At 70.4% G+C, this 17,640-nt stretch carries 19 protein-coding genes and 1 pseudogene; 11 read left to right on the top strand and 9 right to left on the bottom strand.

The window, feature by feature from the left end; all coding sequences use genetic code 11:
- Window positions 1-176: 176 nt before the first annotated feature.
- The 4 genes from ABT116_RS28600 to ABT116_RS28585 all read right to left on the bottom strand — a co-directional run bounded on the left by ABT116_RS28600 (window position 177) and on the right by ABT116_RS28585 (window position 4,153).
- Complete coding sequence (locus ABT116_RS28600) at window positions 177-890, bottom strand: class III extradiol dioxygenase subunit B-like domain-containing protein (RefSeq protein ID WP_351639721.1); 714 nt, start codon at window positions 888-890, stop codon at window positions 177-179.
- A 58-nt stretch (window positions 891-948) separates the two neighbouring features.
- The gene (miaB, locus tag ABT116_RS28595; RefSeq protein ID WP_351639718.1) at window positions 949-2,463 is read right to left on the bottom strand and encodes a tRNA (N6-isopentenyl adenosine(37)-C2)-methylthiotransferase MiaB; all 1,515 of its coding nucleotides are present in this window, start codon (window positions 2,461-2,463) and stop codon (window positions 949-951) included.
- Between the two features lie 65 nt (window positions 2,464-2,528).
- Window positions 2,529-3,188 (bottom strand): response regulator, encoded by a 660-nt coding sequence (locus ABT116_RS28590; RefSeq protein WP_351639715.1) that lies wholly within the window; start codon window positions 3,186-3,188, stop codon window positions 2,529-2,531.
- Window positions 3,188-4,153 carry a sensor histidine kinase gene (locus ABT116_RS28585; protein ID WP_351639712.1) on the bottom strand — a complete coding sequence of 322 codons (966 nt, stop codon included), beginning with the start codon at window positions 4,151-4,153 and terminating at the stop codon, window positions 3,188-3,190. Before ABT116_RS28585 ends, ABT116_RS28590 begins: the two co-directional genes overlap by 1 nt.
- A gap of 216 nt (window positions 4,154-4,369) precedes the next feature.
- On the opposite strand from ABT116_RS28585, the gene ABT116_RS28580 reads away from it, so the two are divergent.
- Together ABT116_RS28580 and ABT116_RS28575 are read left to right on the top strand one after the other, a co-directional pair.
- On the top strand, window positions 4,370-4,855 hold the full coding sequence (locus tag ABT116_RS28580; RefSeq protein ID WP_053671045.1) for a cation:proton antiporter regulatory subunit: 486 nt from the start codon (window positions 4,370-4,372) through the stop codon (window positions 4,853-4,855).
- A gap of 4 nt (window positions 4,856-4,859) precedes the next feature.
- Entirely contained in the window at window positions 4,860-6,077 is a 1,218-nt protein-coding gene (locus tag ABT116_RS28575) for a cation:proton antiporter (protein WP_351639709.1), read from the top strand.
- A 103-nt stretch (window positions 6,078-6,180) separates the two neighbouring features.
- Here the strand turns inward: ABT116_RS28575 and ABT116_RS28570 are convergent, their stop codons facing one another.
- Complete coding sequence (locus ABT116_RS28570) at window positions 6,181-6,630, bottom strand: pyrophosphohydrolase domain-containing protein (protein ID WP_351639706.1); 450 nt, start codon at window positions 6,628-6,630, stop codon at window positions 6,181-6,183.
- Between the two features lie 53 nt (window positions 6,631-6,683).
- On the opposite strand from ABT116_RS28570, the gene ABT116_RS28565 reads away from it, so the two are divergent.
- Window positions 6,684-7,685: a TAXI family TRAP transporter solute-binding subunit gene (locus ABT116_RS28565; protein ID WP_351639704.1), complete on the top strand. Its 1,002-nt coding sequence runs from the start codon at window positions 6,684-6,686 to the stop codon at window positions 7,683-7,685.
- Between the two features lie 86 nt (window positions 7,686-7,771).
- Here ABT116_RS28565 and ABT116_RS28560 read toward each other — a convergent pair whose 3' ends face one another.
- Entirely contained in the window at window positions 7,772-9,178 is a 1,407-nt protein-coding gene (locus ABT116_RS28560) for a sensor histidine kinase (RefSeq protein WP_351639700.1), read from the bottom strand.
- 9 nt (window positions 9,179-9,187) lie between these two features.
- Window positions 9,188-9,874 carry a response regulator transcription factor gene (locus tag ABT116_RS28555; RefSeq protein WP_053671050.1) on the bottom strand — a complete coding sequence of 229 codons (687 nt, stop codon included), beginning with the start codon at window positions 9,872-9,874 and terminating at the stop codon, window positions 9,188-9,190.
- A 289-nt stretch (window positions 9,875-10,163) separates the two neighbouring features.
- On the opposite strand from ABT116_RS28555, the gene ABT116_RS28550 reads away from it, so the two are divergent.
- The 8 genes from ABT116_RS28550 to ABT116_RS28515 all read left to right on the top strand — a co-directional run bounded on the left by ABT116_RS28550 (window position 10,164) and on the right by ABT116_RS28515 (window position 16,532).
- A complete protein-coding gene (locus tag ABT116_RS28550; protein ID WP_351639696.1) occupies window positions 10,164-10,940 on the top strand; it encodes an amino acid ABC transporter ATP-binding protein in 777 nt (258 codons plus the stop codon).
- An 84-nt stretch (window positions 10,941-11,024) separates the two neighbouring features.
- Complete coding sequence (locus tag ABT116_RS28545; RefSeq protein WP_351639694.1) at window positions 11,025-11,864, top strand: glutamate ABC transporter substrate-binding protein; 840 nt, start codon at window positions 11,025-11,027, stop codon at window positions 11,862-11,864.
- A gap of 84 nt (window positions 11,865-11,948) precedes the next feature.
- Window positions 11,949-12,614, top strand: a complete 666-nt coding sequence (locus ABT116_RS28540) for an amino acid ABC transporter permease (RefSeq protein WP_351639691.1) — start codon at window positions 11,949-11,951, stop codon at window positions 12,612-12,614.
- Window positions 12,611-13,504 (top strand): amino acid ABC transporter permease, encoded by an 894-nt coding sequence (locus ABT116_RS28535; RefSeq protein WP_351639689.1) that lies wholly within the window; start codon window positions 12,611-12,613, stop codon window positions 13,502-13,504. Before ABT116_RS28540 ends, ABT116_RS28535 begins: the two co-directional genes overlap by 4 nt.
- A gap of 176 nt (window positions 13,505-13,680) precedes the next feature.
- Window positions 13,681-15,288 carry an FAD-dependent monooxygenase gene (locus tag ABT116_RS28530; RefSeq protein ID WP_351639687.1) on the top strand — a complete coding sequence of 536 codons (1,608 nt, stop codon included), beginning with the start codon at window positions 13,681-13,683 and terminating at the stop codon, window positions 15,286-15,288.
- A 32-nt stretch (window positions 15,289-15,320) separates the two neighbouring features.
- The gene (locus ABT116_RS28525) at window positions 15,321-15,482 is read left to right on the top strand and encodes a putative leader peptide (protein ID WP_351639685.1); all 162 of its coding nucleotides are present in this window, start codon (window positions 15,321-15,323) and stop codon (window positions 15,480-15,482) included.
- A gap of 97 nt (window positions 15,483-15,579) precedes the next feature.
- Window positions 15,580-16,116 (top strand): cupin domain-containing protein, encoded by a 537-nt coding sequence (locus ABT116_RS28520; RefSeq protein ID WP_351639682.1) that lies wholly within the window; start codon window positions 15,580-15,582, stop codon window positions 16,114-16,116.
- Complete coding sequence (locus ABT116_RS28515; RefSeq protein ID WP_351639679.1) at window positions 16,113-16,532, top strand: rhodanese-like domain-containing protein; 420 nt, start codon at window positions 16,113-16,115, stop codon at window positions 16,530-16,532. The genes ABT116_RS28520 and ABT116_RS28515 overlap by 4 nt, the downstream gene beginning before the upstream one ends.
- A 12-nt stretch (window positions 16,533-16,544) precedes the next feature.
- Here the strand turns inward: ABT116_RS28515 and ABT116_RS28510 are convergent, their stop codons facing one another.
- Window positions 16,545-16,985 (bottom strand): GNAT family N-acetyltransferase, encoded by a 441-nt coding sequence (locus ABT116_RS28510; RefSeq protein WP_351639677.1) that lies wholly within the window; start codon window positions 16,983-16,985, stop codon window positions 16,545-16,547.
- Between the two features lie 104 nt (window positions 16,986-17,089).
- Window positions 17,090-17,545 (bottom strand): annotated as a pseudogene (recX, locus tag ABT116_RS28505) (recombination regulator RecX); the annotation flags it as partial.
- Between the last annotated feature and the right edge of the window lie 95 nt (window positions 17,546-17,640).

Below are 17,640 nucleotides of genomic sequence, written 5' to 3'. Positions count from 1 at the left end.
ACGGACCAGGTCGGCGGCGACGGGGAACAGCAGCGGTCCTGACGTGGAGTTGGCCCGGGCCAGGACCATTCCGGCGGCCCGCGCCACGCCCCTTCGCGCACCCTGCGGCCCGGGCCACGACCGTTCCCGCACCCTGCGGCCCGGGCTACGACCGTTCCCGCACTCTGCGGCCCGGGCTACGACCAGGCGGCGACGACGTATCCCACGCCGTACGGCGCGTCCTCGTACAGCAGTGAGCCGCCCAGGTCCGCACCCTCGGCCGCGCCCGCCAGGACCTGCCAGGGAGCCCGGCCGGACACCTTCAGCTCGTGGGCCAGCCCGGTGTCCAGCGTGGTGAGTGCGGCCAGGTCCGCCGCACCGAGCGCCCGTGCGACCTCCGCGTCGAAGGGCGCCGCCCGTTCGTCCAGATAGCCCGGGGCCTTGAGCGTCCGGCACGCGCTGGCGTCCCCCATCACCAGCAGGGCCAGCCGCTCGTCCCGGGCGGCGAGCTCCCTCCCGGACCGCACGCACCGCTCGGTCGGGCAGGACTCCCCCACTCCGAATCCCGCGACCGGGGCGTGGGACCACCCGGTCCGCTCCAGCAGCCAGGCGGCCACACCCAGCGAGTACGGCAACCGCGCATCCGTGTCCACGCCCTCGGCCGCTCCCAGCCGGACGTCGAGGTCGACACCGAAGCCCCGGAAGGACCCTGCCGTTCCCGCCGGGTAGGTCTCGGGCGCGGCACCGCCGACCGGTCCGACGACCACGAGCCGTCCCGGCCGGGCGGCGGCCAGCACGCCCAGCGCGTCCGTGCAGGCGGCCCGCGCGGCATCCAGTTCCGGGGCGGCGCCCGCGGCGACCTCGGGAACCAGGAGGGGCGGGCAGGGGCAGACAGCGGCGGCGACAAGCATGATCGGCAGGGTAACTCTCAGGAGCCGCTGTCACCGCACAGGGCGGCAGCGGCCCGGCTCAGTCGCAACCGCACCCGCTCGCCACGGCCGGCAGGGGCTCGGGGGCGCCGATCTTCGGCAGGCCCAGCATGACACCGACGGGCTTGGCCTTCTCGGCCGCGTTCCGCTTCTCCCAGGCGTCGCCCGCGCGCGTGCGGCGCACGTCCAGCACCGGGCCCTCGGCGAGGAGGTGGTGCGGGGCAGCGTAGGTGATCTCGACGGTGACCACGTCGCCGGGGCGGACCTCCTGGTCCGGCTTGGTGAAGTGGACGAGGCGGTTGTCGGGGGCGCGGCCGGACAGGCGGTGGGTGGTGTCGTCCTTGCGGCCCTCACCCTCGGCGACCATCAGCTCCAGCGTGCGGCCGACCTGCTTCTTGTTCTCCTCCCAGGAAATCTCCTCCTGGAGGGCGACGAGCCGCTCGTAGCGCTCCTGGACGACCTTCTTGGGGATCTGGCCGTCCATCTCGGCGGCCGGGGTGCCGGGACGCTTGGAGTACTGGAACGTGAAGGCCTGGGCGAAGCGGGCCTCGCGGACCACGTGCAGCGTCTGCTCGAAGTCCTCCTCGGTCTCGCCGGGGAAGCCCACGATGATGTCCGTGCTGATCGCGGCGTGCGGGATGGCGGCGCGGACCTTCTCGATGATTCCGAGGAAGCGCTCCTGGCGGTAGGAGCGGCGCATAGCCTTCAGGACCCGGTCGGAGCCGGACTGGAGCGGCATGTGCAGCTGCGGCATCACGTTCGGCGTCTCGGCCATGGCGGCGATGACGTCGTCGGTGAAGTCGCGCGGGTGCGGGGAGGTGAAGCGGACGCGCTCCAGCCCGTCGATCTTGCCGCAGGCGCGCAGCAGCTTGCTGAAGGCCTCGCGGTCGCCGATGTCGGAGCCGTAGGCGTTGACGTTCTGCCCGAGCAGCGTGATCTCGGAGACGCCCTCGGCGACCAGGGCCTCGATCTCGGCGAGGATGTCGCCGGGGCGGCGGTCCTTCTCCTTGCCGCGCAGGGCCGGGACGATGCAGAAGGTGCAGGTGTTGTTGCAGCCGACGGAGATGGAGACCCAGGCCGCGTACGCGCTCTCGCGGCGGGTGGGCAACGTCGACGGGAACGCCTCCAGCGACTCGGCGATCTCGACCTGCGCCTCGTCCTGCACGCGCGCGCGTTCCAGCAGGACGGGCAGCTTGCCGATGTTGTGCGTACCGAAGACGACGTCCACCCAGGGCGCCCGCTTCACGATGGTGTCGCGGTCCTTCTGCGCCAGGCAGCCGCCGACCGCGATCTGCATGCCGGGGCGGGCCGCCTTCTTCGGGGCGAGGTGGCCGAGGTTGCCGTACAGCTTGTTGTCGGCGTTCTCCCGCACGGCGCAGGTGTTGAAGACGACGACGTCCGCCTCGTCGGCACCCTCGGGGGCGCGGACGTAGCCCGCGTCCTCCAGCAGTCCGGACAACCGCTCGGAGTCGTGGACGTTCATCTGGCACCCGTAGGTGCGTACCTCGTATGTGCGCGTGCCGCCCACTGACTGGCTCCGGTCGATGCTGCTCATGGAGACAAGGGTAGGCGGTCGGCGTAAGTGGCTCGGCCGCCTGTGGACAACCACCCGCACCGGGCTCAGGGCTCGATGAGTCCGGCCCTGATCGCATACCGGGTCAGCTCCAGGCGGTCGCGCATGCCGAGCTTCTGCAGGAGGTTGGCTCGGTGGCGCTCGACGGTCTTGGCGCTGATGAAGAGGAGTTCGCCGATCTCCTTCGAGGTGTGGCCCTCGGCGACCAGCTTGAGGATCTCCTCCTCGCGTTCGGTGATCGCCCGCTCGGGCAGGCCGTCGCCCCGGTGCAGCCGCTCAAGGTAGGAGCGGACGAGGGCGCGTTCGGCACCGGGGTAGATGAACGGCTCGTCGCGCACGGCGGCCCGGCAGGCCTCGACCAGGTCGCGGTCGGCGACGGACTTGAGCACGTAGCCGCTGGCTCCGGCCCTGAGCGCCTCGAAGAAGTACTCCTCGTTGTCGTACATCGTCAGGATCAGGATGTGCAGGCCGGGCATGCGGCGGGAGAGTTCCCGGGCCGCCTGGAGGCCGGTCGTGCGGGGCATGGCGATGTCCAGGACGGCGAGGTCCACCGGCACTTCCCGGGCCTTGGCGACGGCCTCGGCGCCGTCCCCGGCCTCGGCCACGACCGTGAGGTCGGGCTCGCCGTCCAGGATGAGGCGCACACCCCGGCGTACGAGGGTGTGGTCGTCGGCGAGCAGCACACGGATCGGTGTCGGTGTGGACATCAGCGGGGTCCTTCGGTCACGGGTACGCGCCGTGTCACCGGTACGCGCAGCCGTACCTCGGTGCCCCCGCCCGGCGCCGGTTGCAGGGTCAGGGCGGCACCGATCAGCAGGGCGCGCTCGCGCATGCCCTTGAGGCCGGCGCCCTCGGGGGCGTCGCCGAGGCCGGTGCCGTTGTCGCGTACGAGGAGTTCGACGCCGTCGGGGACAGGCTGGAGGCGGAGTTCGGCGCGGTCGGCGGCGGCGTGCCGGGCGGTGTTGGTCAGGCCCTCCTGGGCGACCCGGTAGACGACGAGTTCCGCCTCCGGGGTCAGGGCGGGGAGCTCACCGGTGACGTGATGGCGCACGGTCATCCCGTGGGTCGTGAACTCGCCGGCCAGCGAACGCAGGGCGCTGGCCAGCCCGAGTTCCTCCAGCACTCCGGGGCGCAGACGGCGGGCGATGCGGCGGATCTCGTCCAGGCCGGCCCGGGTCGCCTCCTGCGCCTGGCCCACCTCCTCGCGAAGGTCCTCGGGCGCCCGGTCGGCGACGCGTTTGAGCTGGAGGAGGACGGCGGTCAGGGTCTGCCCGACCTCGTCGTGGAGCTCCCGGGCGATCCGGTGCCGTTCGCTCTCCTGTGCGGACAGCGCCCGGGCGGCGCCCGCGGCCCGCTCGGTCTCCAGCCGGTCGAGCATCGTGTTGTACGTCGTGATCAGCCCGGCCGTCTCCGCCGGCCCCGCGACCACGGGCCGGGAGCCCGGGCGCAGCAGGTCCGCGGTGGCCATGGCCCGGTCGAGACGTTGCAGGGGCACCAGGCCGTACCGCAGGACGAGCGCGTTACCGGCGAGCAGCAGCACCAGGCCGCCGAGCAGGACGAAGGCCTCGCCCGGGAGGACGGGGGTGGACACGGTGACCGGGCCGAGCAGCAGCGCCGTGGCCATGACGAGGCCGACGGCGTTGAGCGAGAAGATCCGCCAGAACAACGACACGCTTCCGTATCCGCTCCTTCCCGGCGTCGCGCAGTGCACCGCCCCCTCCACCCTCTCCGGTGACCGGCCGCTGCGTATATCCGTCACGACACCCATGTCGTCACCGTACGGCCGGATGGGAGCATGCGGACTTGACTCGTCCGATGATCGGCACCGTTCATCAGACCGACAAAGTGCGACGACCAAGACGAACAAGACGAAACAAGGGGAAGCAACGTGTCAGCTCCGCGCCTGAGGGCGACGCCGCTGCCGGGTATCGGGGTCCAGTACGACCTGGAGACCCGGGAACACCGCCATCTGTCGGTGGTGGCGCACCGAGACGGCACGCGCACGGTGAACGTGTACCGGTCCGACGATCCCGACTCGTGCGCACAGTCGTTGAAGCTGACCAGCTCGGAGGCGGGATCGCTGATCGACGCGCTGAAGCCGTCCCACCACAGCCCGAGCCTGCTGTACACCACCGACCTCGGGCTGGTCGCCGAGCGGATCGAGGTGGCCGCGACCTCACGCTGGAACGGGCGGGTGCTCGGCGACATGCGGATGCGCACGGAGACCGGCGCGTCGGTGGTGGCCGTGCTGCGCCGGGCCGAGGCCATCCCATCGCCGGCGCCGGACTTCCGGCTGTCGGGCGGTGACACGCTGATCGTCGTCGGCACCCGCGAGGGCGTCGACGCGGCCGCGACCATACTCGGGCGGGAGTGAACTTTTGCACTCCGCGGTTCTGCTCATCGAGTTCGGTTCCATCATTCTCGGCCTCGGCCTGCTCGGCCGGTTCGCCGCCCGGTTCCAGCTCTCGCCGATACCCCTGTACCTCCTGGCCGGTCTGGCCTTCGGCGAGGGCGGTCTGCTGCCGCTCGGCGCGAGCGAGCAGTTCATCGCCACGGGCGCGGAGATCGGCGTCATCCTGCTGCTGCTGATGCTGGGCCTGGAGTACACGGCGAGCGATCTGGTCTCCAACCTCAAGACCCACTATCCGTCCGGCCTGGTCGACTGCGCCCTCAACGCGCTGCCCGGGGCGGCCGTGGCGCTGCTGCTCGGCTGGGGCCCGGTGGCCGCCGTCGTGCTGGCCGGTGTCACCTGGATCTCGTCGTCCGGTGTGATCGCCAAGGTGCTGGGTGATCTGGGCCGGGTCGGCAACCGGGAGACGCCGGTGATCCTCAGTGTGCTGGTGCTGGAGGATCTGGCGATGGCGGTGTACCTGCCCATCGTCACGGCGTTGGTGGCGGGCGTCGGGCTGATGGCCGGGAGCGTGACCCTGGCGATCGCGCTGGGCGCGGCCGGGCTCGTGCTGTTCCTGGCTGTTCGCTACGGCAGGCTCATCTCACGGTTCGTCTCCAGCGACGACCCGGAGAAGCTGCTGCTGGTCGTGCTGGGCCTGACGATCCTGGTCGCGGGTGTCGCGCAGCAGCTCCAGGTGTCGGCGGCGGTCGGGGCCTTCCTGGTGGGCATCGCGCTGTCGGGGGAGGTCGCGGAGGGTGCCCACACCCTGCTGAGCCCCCTGCGGGACCTGTTCGCCGCGGTCTTCTTCGTCTTCTTCGGGCTGCACACCGACCCGTCGAGCATCCCGCCCGTCCTGCTGCCCGCCCTCGGGCTGGCGGTGGTCACCGCGCTGACGAAGATCGCCACCGGGTACTGGGCGGCCCGACGGGCTGGGATCTCCGTCAAGGGCCGCTGGCGGGCGGGCGGCGCGCTGGTGGCACGCGGAGAGTTCTCGATCGTCATCGCGGGTCTCGCGGTCGCGGCCGGAGTCGAACCGTCCCTCGGCCCGCTGGCCACAGCCTACGTACTGATCCTCGTCGTCCTGGGACCGCTCACCGCGCGCTACACCGAGCCGGTGGCGACCTGGTGGTCCCGCCGCCGCGCACCCCACCGCCCGGAGCCCACGCCCCGGGCGGCCGAGGCGGAGGCACCGGTCGCCGACTGAGGGGAGCCGGGCCGGGGCTCCGAGGCGGAAGCACCGGTCGCCGACCGAGGGAGCCCGGGCCGGGGCGCAGGCGTGATCTCTGGGCATGCCCGCATCCCCCAGATCAGGCGCCCCCGCCCGGCACCCACCCCTGCCTGCGCAGCACCCCCGGCACGTCCGGTGCCTCGTAGTGCTCGCCCTTGAGGACCTTGCCGTCCTCCCGTCTGGAGACCGAGCCGTCGGGGCCGATCTTCGTCATGTTGGAGCGGTGGATCTCGGCGAGGACCGCGTCGAGGTCGATGCCGTGCACGAGAGCGGTGCCGTACGCGACGTAGACCACGTCCGCCAGCTCGTGTGCGAGCCGGTCGAGCGGCCCCCGGACCGATACCTCGGCGACCTCCGCCGCCTCCTCCGCGAGGAGTTCGCCCCGGTGGGCCGCCAGTTCCGGGGAGACCTCCGTCGGCGTACTGCGGGCGTCCAGGCCGAAAGCGCGGTGGAATTCACGGACAGGTCGGCGGGCGAAGAGCTCATGGGGGCGACTGTAGTGGCGGCCACTGACACTCCCCCGCCTCACCCTGTGCCCCCTGCCCTGGTCAGAGGGGCACCCCGGCTGGCAGGATCGCCCGCATGTCCAGAACGCTCCCCCGTATCGGCAGGCGCGGGACCCTGCAGGGCGGCACCGCCGCCCTTGTGGTCCTCGGCCTGCTGCTGTGGTGGCTGCGCCCCTGGGCCGAGGAGCCGCCGAGCGGGACCATCACGTTCAGCACGGGCACGCGTGCAGGGGTCTACCACGAGTACGGCAGGCTCCTGAGCGACGAGATCGACAAGGACATGCCTGACCTGAAGGTGCGGCTGCTGCCCAGTGCCGGTTCGCAGGAGAACGTCGCGGACGTGGCGACGGGCGACGCGGACTTCGCGATCGCCGCGGCCGACGCGGTCGCCACGTACAAGCTCGGCAGGGGCCCGGGCGCCGACCGGCTGCGCGGTGTCGCCCGCCTGTACGACGACTACGTCCAGCTCGTCGTGCCGCCGGACTCGGACATCCGCTCCGTCGCGGACCTTCGGGGCAAGCGCGTGGCCATAGGGCTGCCCGACTCCGGTGTGCGGCTGATAGCGAATCGCGTGCTCAAGGCGGCCGGCATCGATCCGGAGAAGGACATCAAGCCGTCGTCGGACGGCATCGACACCGGACCCAAGCGGCTGGGCCACGGCCTGGACGCGTTCTTCTGGTCGGGCGGCCTGCCCACCGACGGGCTCAGCCGGCCGGCCAAGAAGTCGGCGTCGGCCTTCCGGTTCGTGCCGATCGACGCCACGCTCGTGGCCGGACTGCACGACCAGGGCGGCGCCACGCGCTACTACCGGGCCACGAAGATGCCGGAATCGGCCTACCCCACCATCCAGCGCGGCAAGGCGATACCGACGCTCGCGGTGTCCAACCTGCTGATCACGCGCAGCGACATGGATCCGCGGCTCACCGAGTGGCTGACCCGTACGGTGCTCGACAGCCGGGATCTCATCGGCGAGAAAGTCCACTCCGCCCAGCTGGTCGATGTCCGCACGGCGATCTACACCGACCCCCTGAAGCTGCACGTAGGCGCCCAGCGCTACTACCAGTCGGTCAAGCCGTAGCGCCCGGCAGATCGCGGCCGCGCGCCGCAGTCGCCTTACGGGCGGGGCGAGCAGGCGGCGGCCGGGCTTCGGCCGGGCGATCGCCGTCAGGCCGTGGGCGCCGACCTCGGCACCGCCACCGTCACCTTCAGTCCGTGCGGCTCATGACGGTCGTACGCGATGGACCCGCCGCCCGCCGCGAGCAGCGCCCGCGAGATGGACAGCCCGAGGCCCGAGCCCTTGATGTTCTGGTGCCGGCCGCTGCGCCAGAAGCGGTCACCGACGCGGGCCAGCTCCTCCTCGGTGAGTCCCGGGCCCTGATCGGTCACGACGACGGTGGAGGTGTCGCCGTTGGAGGCGACGGTCACCTCCACGGTCTGCTCCTCGGGCGTGAACTTCACCGCGTTGTCGATGACCGCGTCCAGCGCGCTCGACAGCGCGACCGGGTCGGCCCACGCGGTCGTCGGAGGGCAGTCCCCCACCAGCCGCACGCCCTTGGCCTCGGCGGTCGGAGCCCAGGCCGCGAGGCGTTCGGCGGCGAGCTCACCGATGTCGGTGATCTTCAGATCCGCGTCGGTGTGCTCGGCCAGCGCGAGGTCGAGCAGGTCGTCCAGGACCTGCGCGAGGCGCTTGCCCTCGGCCTGGACCGAGGCGATCTCCTGGTTGCCCTCGGGCAGTTCGAACGAGAGCAGTTCGATGCGCAGCAGCAGCGCGGCAAGGGGATTGCGCAGTTGGTGGGAGGCGTCGGCGACGAAGGCGCGCTGCTGCTCCAGCACGTCCTCGACGTTGTCCGCCATCTCGTTGAACGACCGGGCGAGCCGCTGGAGTTCCGGCGGCCCGCCGGCGGCGGCGACCCGGGACTTGAGCCGGCCGGTGGCGATGTCGTGGGTGGTGGCGTCCAGGACGCGTACGGGCTTGAGCACCCAGCCGGTCAGCCGCAGGGCGGCACCGACGGCCAGCAGCATCGCGGCGAACTCGCCCGCGCCGATGACCAGCCAGCCGTGCAGCGTGCGTGAGCGCAGCTGCCCCGTGGGCGAGTCGGTGACGACCACCGCGACGACGTCGCCGTCCCGGATGACCGGTGAGGCGACCACGAGGTTGCGGCGCTGCCAGGGCCACACCTGCTTCGGGTCGTGGCTGCGGCGGCTGAGCTTCGCCTCGTCGAAGGCGTCCCGCACCTCGCCCTCCTGGGGCAGCGACCACTCGGCGGGGGCGTGGGCCATGGCCCTGCCGGTGCGGTAGAAGACACCGGACCGGATGCCGTAGACCTCGTAGTAGCTGCGCAGCTCGCTGCTGAGGGTGGCCAGGCGCTCGTTCTCGAAGGCGCCGGTGGTGCCGTCGGGCGAGTCGGTGACAAACTGGGCGAGGGCGGCGAAGCGCGCCGTGTCGTCGATCCGGTCGACGACGACCTTCTGTTGCTGCGCGCCGGCGAGACTGACGGCGAGGGGGACGCCGAGCGCGAGCAGAACGGCCGCCATCAGGACGATGAGCAGCGGGAGCAGACGAGTGCGCACCCGGCCCCGCTACCCGGCAGGCGCGACGAGCCGGTAACCGACTCCGCGGACGGTCTCGATGAGGGCCGGCATCCGCAGCTTGGCGCGCAGGGACGCGACGTGCACCTCCAGGGTGCGGCCGGTGCCCTCCCAGCTGGTCTGCCACACCTCGCTGATGATCTGCTCCCGGCGGAAGACCACTCCGGGCCGCTGCGCGAGCAGGGCCAGCAGGTCGAACTCCTTGCGGGTCAGGCTGATCACGGACCCGTCCACACTGACCCTGCGCGTGGGCAGCTCGATGTGCACCGGGCCGAGCCGCAGCTCGGTCTCGATGCCGCTGGAGGTGTCCTCGTGGGAGGTGCGCCGGCTGACCGCGTGGATACGGGCGAGCAGCTCTCCGGTGTCGTAGGGCTTCACCACGTAGTCGTCGGCGCCGAGGTTGAGGCCGTGGATGCGGGAGCGCACGTCGGAGCGCGCGGTGACCATGATCACCGGGGTGCTGGTGCGCTTGCGGATCTTGCCGCAGACCTCGTATCCGTCCTGGTCGGGCAGGCCGAGGTCGAGAAGGACGACGCCGAAGCAGTCGCCCTCGGGGACGAGTGCCTGGAGGGCCTCCTCACCGCTGCGCGCGTGCGTGACGTCGAACCCGTGCCGTGCCAGAACCGCCGACAGGGCGGCAGCGACGTGGTTGTCGTCCTCGACGAGCAGCAGTCTCATCCGGTCCCCCTTCAGTTCACTGGCCGTACGATCTGTATGTGTACACACCGCGTGCACACGCGCGCGTGCACCTTGTGCAGTCACGCTGATGGATGAGGACGGCGTCAAGAGAGTTCCGGTTGCGGAGCCCTTCCGTTACCCGGCCGATATCAGCGCTGCTCACAAGTGCTACGACACGTGTCCGATTGCTATCGGATCGTGATGCTCAGATTCCCCTCAGATGTAATGACGCAGGTCGTAGAGGGTTACTACTGTCCTCCGAAACCGAGGAGGACGGAGCCTGAGAGCGATGACCGAAGTATCGGTGGCCAAGGAAGATGTGGCCGCGACCGGCGATCTGGTCGTCCTGAAGAGCGTCAACAAGCACTTCGGCGCGTTGCACGTACTCCAGGACATCGACCTGACGATCGCCCGCGGTGAAGTCGTCGTGGTCATCGGACCCTCCGGGTCCGGCAAGTCCACCCTGTGCCGCACCATCAACCGCCTGGAGTCGACCGACTCCGGCTCGATCACGATCGACGGCAAGCCGCTGCCCGCCGAAGGCAAGGCGCTCGCGAAGCTGCGCGCCGACGTCGGGATGGTCTTCCAGTCCTTCAACCTCTTCGCGCACAAGACCGTGCTCGAGAACGTGATGCTCGGCCAGATCAAGGTCCGCAAGAAGGACAAGAAGGCGGCCGAGGAGCGGGCCCGGGCCCTGCTCGACCGGGTCGGCGTGGGCGCGCAGGCCGAGAAGTACCCGGCCCAGCTCTCCGGCGGTCAGCAGCAGCGCGTCGCCATCGCGCGGGCCCTGGCCATGGAGCCGAAGGTGATGCTCTTCGACGAGCCGACCTCCGCGCTCGACCCCGAGATGATCAACGAGGTGCTGGAGGTCATGCAGCAGCTCGCCCGCGACGGCATGACCATGATCGTCGTCACCCACGAGATGGGTTTCGCACGATCGGCCGCAAACCGCGTGGTGTTCATGGCAGACGGCCGAATCGTCGAGGAGGCTGCGCCCGACCAGTTCTTCAGCGCTCCGCGCAGCGACCGTGCCAAGGACTTCCTTTCCAAGATCCTGCACCACTGACGGCGCGGGTCGCGTCCGACGCACACCCCGTGCCGCCCGCCCCCTGAGGGCCCGCATCTCTTCACCAGCCAAAGGATGTTCATCATGAAGCTCCGCAAGGTCACCGCCGCCTCGGCCACCGTCTTCGCTCTTGCCCTCACCGCCACCGCGTGCGGCGGCGACAACAGCACCGGCGGCGACTCCGGCTCCGACGGCGGCAAGACGATCACCGTCGGCATCAAGTTCGACCAGCCCGGTCTCGGCCAGAAGACGCCGCAGGGCTACGCCGGTTTCGACGTGGACGTCGCCACGTACGTCGCGAAGAAGCTCGGTTACGACGCCGACCAGATCGAGTGGAAGGAAGCGAAGAGCGCCGACCGCGAGACCATGCTCCAGCGTGGCGACGTCGACTTCATCGCGGCGACCTACTCGATCACCCCCGAGCGCCAGGAGAAGGTCGACTTCGCCGGCCCGTACCTGCTGGCCCACCAGGATGTTCTGGTTCGTGCGGACGACAACAAGATCAAGTCGCCGAAGGACCTGAACAACGCCAAGCTGTGCTCGGTCACCGGCTCCACCTCGGCGCAGAACGTCAAGGACAAGCTGGCTCCCAAGGCGCAGCTGCAGCCGTATCCGACGTACTCCGCCTGCCTGCCCGGCCTGCAGAACGGTGCCGTCGACGCGCTGACCACCGACGACTCGATCCTCGCCGGTTACGCCGCCCAGTCGCAGTTCAAGGGCAAGTTCAAGCTCGGCGGCTTCAAGCTGACCAACGAGAACTACGGCATCGGCGTCAAGAAGGGCAGCGACCTCAAGGACAAGATCAACAAGGCCCTTGAGGACATGGTCGCCGACAAGGCGTGGCAGGAGGCCGTGGACAAGAACCTCGGCCCGGCCAACTACAAGAACGAGCCGGCGCCGAAGATCGGCGAGATCAAGAGCTGAAGCAGCGCCTGACAGGGTGCGCCGTCCACCGGAAGGGGCGGCGCACCGGCGTGGGCATCCCTACACGCGGAAGCACGGGAGATCGTGTTCGACTTTCTTGAGGATTACGACCTGCTGGGAGCCTTCTGGACGACAGTGCAGCTCGCTGTGCTCTCCGCCGTCGGCTCCCTGATCTGGGGCACCCTGCTGGCCGCCATGCGCGTCGGCCCGGTGCCGCTGATGCGCGGTTTCGGGACCGCGTACGTGAACATCGTGCGGAACATCCCGTTGACCGTCATCATCCTGTTCACGTCGCTGGGCCTGAACCAGACGTTGGGAGTCTCCCTCGGCGCGAACGACGTCGAGACGATCAACTTCCGGCTCGCCGTACTGGGCCTGATTCTCTACACCTCGTCCTTCGTGTGCGAGGCACTGCGCTCCGGCATCAACACGGTGCCGGTCGGGCAGGCGGAGGCGGCCCGTGCGATCGGTCTCAACTTCCGCCAGGTGCTGGGGCTCGTGGTACTGCCGCAGGCGTTCCGTTCGTCCGTCGTCCCGCTCGCGAACGTGCTGATCGCCCTCATCAAGAACACCACGGTGGCCGCCGCCATCGGTGTCGCCGAAGCGGCGGTACTGATGAAGGAGATGATCGAGAACGAGGCGCAGCTGCTGCTGATCTCGGCGATCATCGCGCTCGGTTTCGTGATTCTGACGCTGCCGACCGGCCTGTTCCTCGGCTGGGTGGGCAAGAAGGTGGCGGTGAAGCGATGAGCTCCGTTCTGTACGACGCGCAGGGGCCTCGCGCCAAGCGTCGCAACATCGTCCTCACGGTGGTCTTCCTGGTCGCCGTCGCCGCTCTGCTGTGGTGGGTGTTCGGGACCCTCAAGGACAAGGGCCAGCTGGAATGGGTCCTGTGGGAGCCGTTCGTCCACACCGAGGCCTGGTCCACATACATCTGGCCGGGTCTGCAGAACACCTTGAAGGCCGCCGCCCTGGCGGTGATCATCGCGATGCCGCTGGGTGCGGTCCTCGGCATCGCCCGTCTGTCGGACCACGTGTGGGTCAGGGTCCCGGCCTCGGTCGTGGTCGAGTTCTTCCGGTCCATTCCCGTGCTGGTCCTGATGATCTTCGGCCTCGCTCTCTTCGCCGAATACACCAACGTCACCTCCGACGACCGTCCGCTCTACGCGGTCGTCACCGGCCTGGTGCTGTACAACGCCTCCGTCCTGGCGGAGATCGTCCGTGCGGGCATCCTGTCCCTGCCCAAGGGACAGTCCGAAGCGGCGATGGCGATCGGCCTGCGCAAGGGCCAGCTGATGCGCCTGGTCCTGCTGCCGCAGGCCGTCACCGCGATGCTCCCGGCCATCGTCAGCCAGCTCGTCGTCATCGTGAAGGACACCGCACTCGGCGGCGCCGTCCTCACCTACTCCGAGCTGCTCTCCTCGGCGAACACGATGAGCGGCTACTACGGGGCGAACGTCATCGCCAGCTTCACGGTCGTGGCGGTCATCTTCATCGCGCTGAACTTCGCCCTCACGTCCTTCGCGAGCTGGCTGGAGCGCCGGCTGCGGCGGGCCAAGAAGTCGACGGGCGCGGTCGTGGGCCCGAACGACGCGGAGATCGCCGGCACGGCGGGGACCGGCGCCGGAGGCACCGTCTGACACCCGGTCACCTCACGTGACACACTCAGGGGCAGTGGCATGATCGCCACTGCCCCTGGTCACTTGACGCAAGCACCGGCAATGGGTTGCATACGTTCTGTGATCGTGCACCCTGCTCCAACTTCCTGTTCACCTACGTCTCTCAGGACACCACCGCGGGCAGGGGGCGCCACGCCGTGGACCCGGTGATCATCGTCGGAGCGGGGCCCGTCGGGCTCACGCTCGCCCTGGCGCTGGCGCGTCAGGAGGTGCCGTGCGTCGTCCTCGACGAGGGCCCGGGCAAGGACGAACCTCGCGCGGCCCGCACTGTCGTCCTGCGCGAGGACACCGCCGCCCTCGTGGAACGGCTGACCGGCATGCCCCTCGCCCGGGCCGGTGCGCACTGGGCCGGATGGCGGTCGATGCGGCGCAAGCAGGTGATGCGCGAGGTGGTTTTCGACGACACCGAGCCCGCCCCCCTGCACATCGCCCAGCACCTGCTGACCGGCGCTCTGCGCGCCGCCCTCGCGGGCGAACGGCTCGTCAAGGTCGTGGTGGAGAGCCGCCTCGACGGTCTCGAACAAGAACCCTCGGGCGTCACAGCACATACCCGCGGCCCCAAGGGCACCTGGTGGCGCGGTAGTTACCTGGTCGGCTGCGACGGCCCCCGCTCGACCGTGCGCAAGATCCAGGACATCCGCTTCCCGGGCCGTACGGCGGTGGAACGTCACGCCGTCGCCGCGCTCCGTACGGAACTGCCCTGGCACGACGAGGCGTTGCTGCACCGCCTGCCGCCGTGGCGCATGTCCGGACCCTCGGCCGGCGAGGTCACGGCGCGTCCGCTGCCGGACGGCGTCTGGCGCCTGGACTGGCTCCTGCCACCCGGCAAGGACCTGGTGACCCCCGAGCTGCTGCTCACCCGGATCCGGGAAACCCTGGCCGGCTGGGCGGGCGGCACGACCCCGCCGTACGAGCTGCTGGACACCGGTGTCCACACCGTCCACCACCGGCTGGCCCGCCGCTGGCGCGCCGACCGCGTGTTCCTCGCCGGTGACGCGGCCCACCTGCTCGGCGCGCTGGGCACGCACGGGTTGGACGAGGGCCTGCGGGACGCCGACAACCTCGCCTGGAAGCTCGCCCTGGCCTGGCACCACGGGCCGCACGAGGCCCTTCTCGACAGCTACCAGACGGAACGCCGGACGATCGTCGCCGCCCGGCTCCGCGCCGCCGACCAGGCACTGCCGTTGCTGCGCGGCGGTGGCGGGCTGCGGGCCGTCGTCCCGGGTTCGTCCCGGGGCCACGACGCCCTCCTCACCGAGGGTCACTTGGGGCACGGCCAGCTCGGCGCGCCGGGGTCGTACGCCGACTCGCCGCTCGCGCCCCGGCATCTCGAAGGGGAGGTCCCCGTCGACACACCGCCCGGAGCACCGGTCACCGACGTACGGGTCACCGCTGAGGACGGCACCTTCGTACGGCTGCGGGACCGGCTCGGCCGCGGTGCGCTGCTCGTGGTGCTGATCGCACCGGGCACAGGTGTCTGGGAGCGCAAGCACTGGGTCAGCGCGGGCATCATGCCGCAGCTCGCGGCGGCGGTCACGGCGCTGCCGCACCCCGCCGAGCTGCTCGTCGCCGAGAGCTACCCGGGTGCGGCCGCGCACACCGTGCTGCTGGTGCGTCCCGACGGGCACCTCGTCACCGCGCTGGGCGGAGTGCGCCCGGCCGATCTGTACGCCGCAGCGGAGGCCACGGTGGGCGGACCGGTGAAGGCGCAGGCAGAGGCCGGTGCTTCTGCCGGTTCACGCTGAGGTCGGCCCCCCCCCGGATCTGTCCGGGTGATGTGCTCACTGTCACAGTGCGTCCGCATGGTGACGGTGAGTTGACCCGTCCGGGCGGCCGTGGTGTACTCCGGTTCGTGACCGACACCTGTGTGCGCCTGTGGCGGAGGGTCCATATGGACCTCCTCCGCTATGCGGGCTGCGTGTGTCGCCCGTCCTGCTGAATTCGCATCCCTCTTCTTCTGTGCGCGCGCCGCGCTCTGTCCGCCGGCTGCCGCGCCTCGCCCGCGAACCCTCATCAGGACCTTCAGGACGGCATCCGTGTCTGTATCCCCTTCTGCCACTCCCTCTGTCTCCACCGGTCCGGCTCCCACCCAGGCCGACCTCTACGACTTCGTCCGGCGCACGGCCGCCGACACCGAGCTGATCGACTCCCTGCCGCTCGACCCGGAGGGCCGCACGTGGGTGCGGCTGGACGGGCCCGGCGGCAGCGAAGCATGGCTGATCGGCTGGCCGCCCGGCACGGGCACCGGCTGGCACGACCACGCCGACTCGGTCGGCGCCTTTCTCACCGCCTCGGGCGAACTCAAGGAGAACTCGCTCGCCGCTCGGCTGCCCACCGACGGCTGGAAGACCCTGGAACTCACCGACGACGTGGACCGGGAACGCCGGCTGCGGGCCGGCCAGGGCCGCGCCTTCGGCCGACACCACGTCCACGAGGTGCTCAACGAGTCCTCCGACCGGCACGCGATCTCCGTCCACGCCTACTACCCGCCTCTGCCGCAGATCCGCCGCTACAGCCGCAGCGGCCCCATCCTGCGACTCGAGCAGGTCGAGCGACCGGAGGACTGGCAGTGAGCGCCGTACCCGGGCCGACGAGCCGCGACACCCAACCGGCGGTCGGCATCGATGAGTTGCTGGATCGTGTCAGGGCGGGCTATGAGCGGATCGAACCGCGGGATGCGTACGAGGCTGCCCAAGCCGGCGACGCACTCCTGGTCGACATCCGCTACGCCGCCCTGCGCGATCGGGACGGCCTCATCCCCGGCGCCCTGGTCGTCGAGCGCAACGAACTGGAATGGCGCCTCGACCCCCAGGGCAGCCACCGCCTCCCCGAGGCCACCAGTCACGCCCTGCGCATCGTCGTGATCTGCAACGAGGGCTACGCGTCCAGCCTGGCGGCCCAGTCCTTGCACCAGCTGGGCCTGCACCGGGCCACGGACCTGGTCGGGGGGTTCCAGGCCTGGCGTGAGGCGGGGCTGCCGGTGGAGTGAGAGCGAGGGCTGCTAGGGGATGTAGCGGCGGAAACCCTCTGCCAGAGCTTGGAAGCCGCACGCCTTGTAGAAGGTGTGGACGTACTCGTCGTCCGCGGCCAGGAGCTGAACCTTGTAGCAGCCCGCCGACTCACCCAGCCGAACAGCGGCCTCCATCAGCCGACGGCCGACACCGCTCCGCTGGAAGGAGCCGGCCACCACCACGTTCTCCACGAACAGGATGGCCCGGCCCCCGCGCGTGAGGTTCGGCAAGACGATGCAATCCGCCGTTCCGACCACGGTGCCGCCGGCTTCGGCCACCAGGATCGTACGACCCTGCTGCCTTGATATGGCCGTCCAGATGGCGTCTGCGGACGCCTGGGGCAACGGCGCATCGTCCGGGTTCAACTCGCTGTACAGAGCGAGCAACGCAGACACGTCCACCTCGGCTGCTGACCGCACATCGATCCTCATGCGCTGAGTCCAGGACGCAAACAGCCGTACAGCGGCGGCAGTTGCTCGGCTGGCTCATGCAACTGCTCCCCGTACCGGACCTCATCCCGTCGGCGGCACACCCCTCAGAACCCCTCGTCCCCGAGCAACTCCGTGTCCTCCCCCTCTTCCTCCAGCGCCTGCCGGACCACCCGCAGGGCCATGCCCTCGGGGTAGCCCTTGCGGGCGAGCATGCCCGCGAGGCGGCGGAGGCGTTTGTCCCGGTCGAGTCCGCGGGTGGAGCGGAGCTTGCGCGCCACGAGCTCGCGTGCGGTCTCCTCCTCCTGCTCGGAGTCGAGCCGGGAGACCGCCTCGTCGATCAGCGTGGAGTCGACGCCCTTGGTTCTCAGCTCCCGGGCGAGCGCACGCCGGGCGAGGCCTCTGCCGTGGTGGCGGGACTCCACCCAGGCGTCCGCGAACGCACTGTCGTTGATGAGGCCGACCTCTTCGAACCGGGAGAGCACCTCTTCGGCGGCGTCGTCCGGGATCTGCCGCTTGCGCAGGGCGTCGGCGAGCTGCTTACGGGTCCGTGGGGTCCCGGTCTGCGAATTCCGCACGATCGAAGGGAGCGGGGGTGTTGAAAACGTGGGTCGGCCGACTAGGGTGGGTGTCTCAAGTACTGGACATCCGAACTGGA

The organism is Streptomyces sp. NPDC002130 (genome assembly GCF_040296465.1).
Taxonomy (GTDB): Bacteria; Actinomycetota; Actinomycetes; order Streptomycetales; family Streptomycetaceae; genus Streptomyces.
Note: the sequence above shows the minus strand (reverse complement) of the source record. Positions and strands in the feature narration are given on the sequence as shown.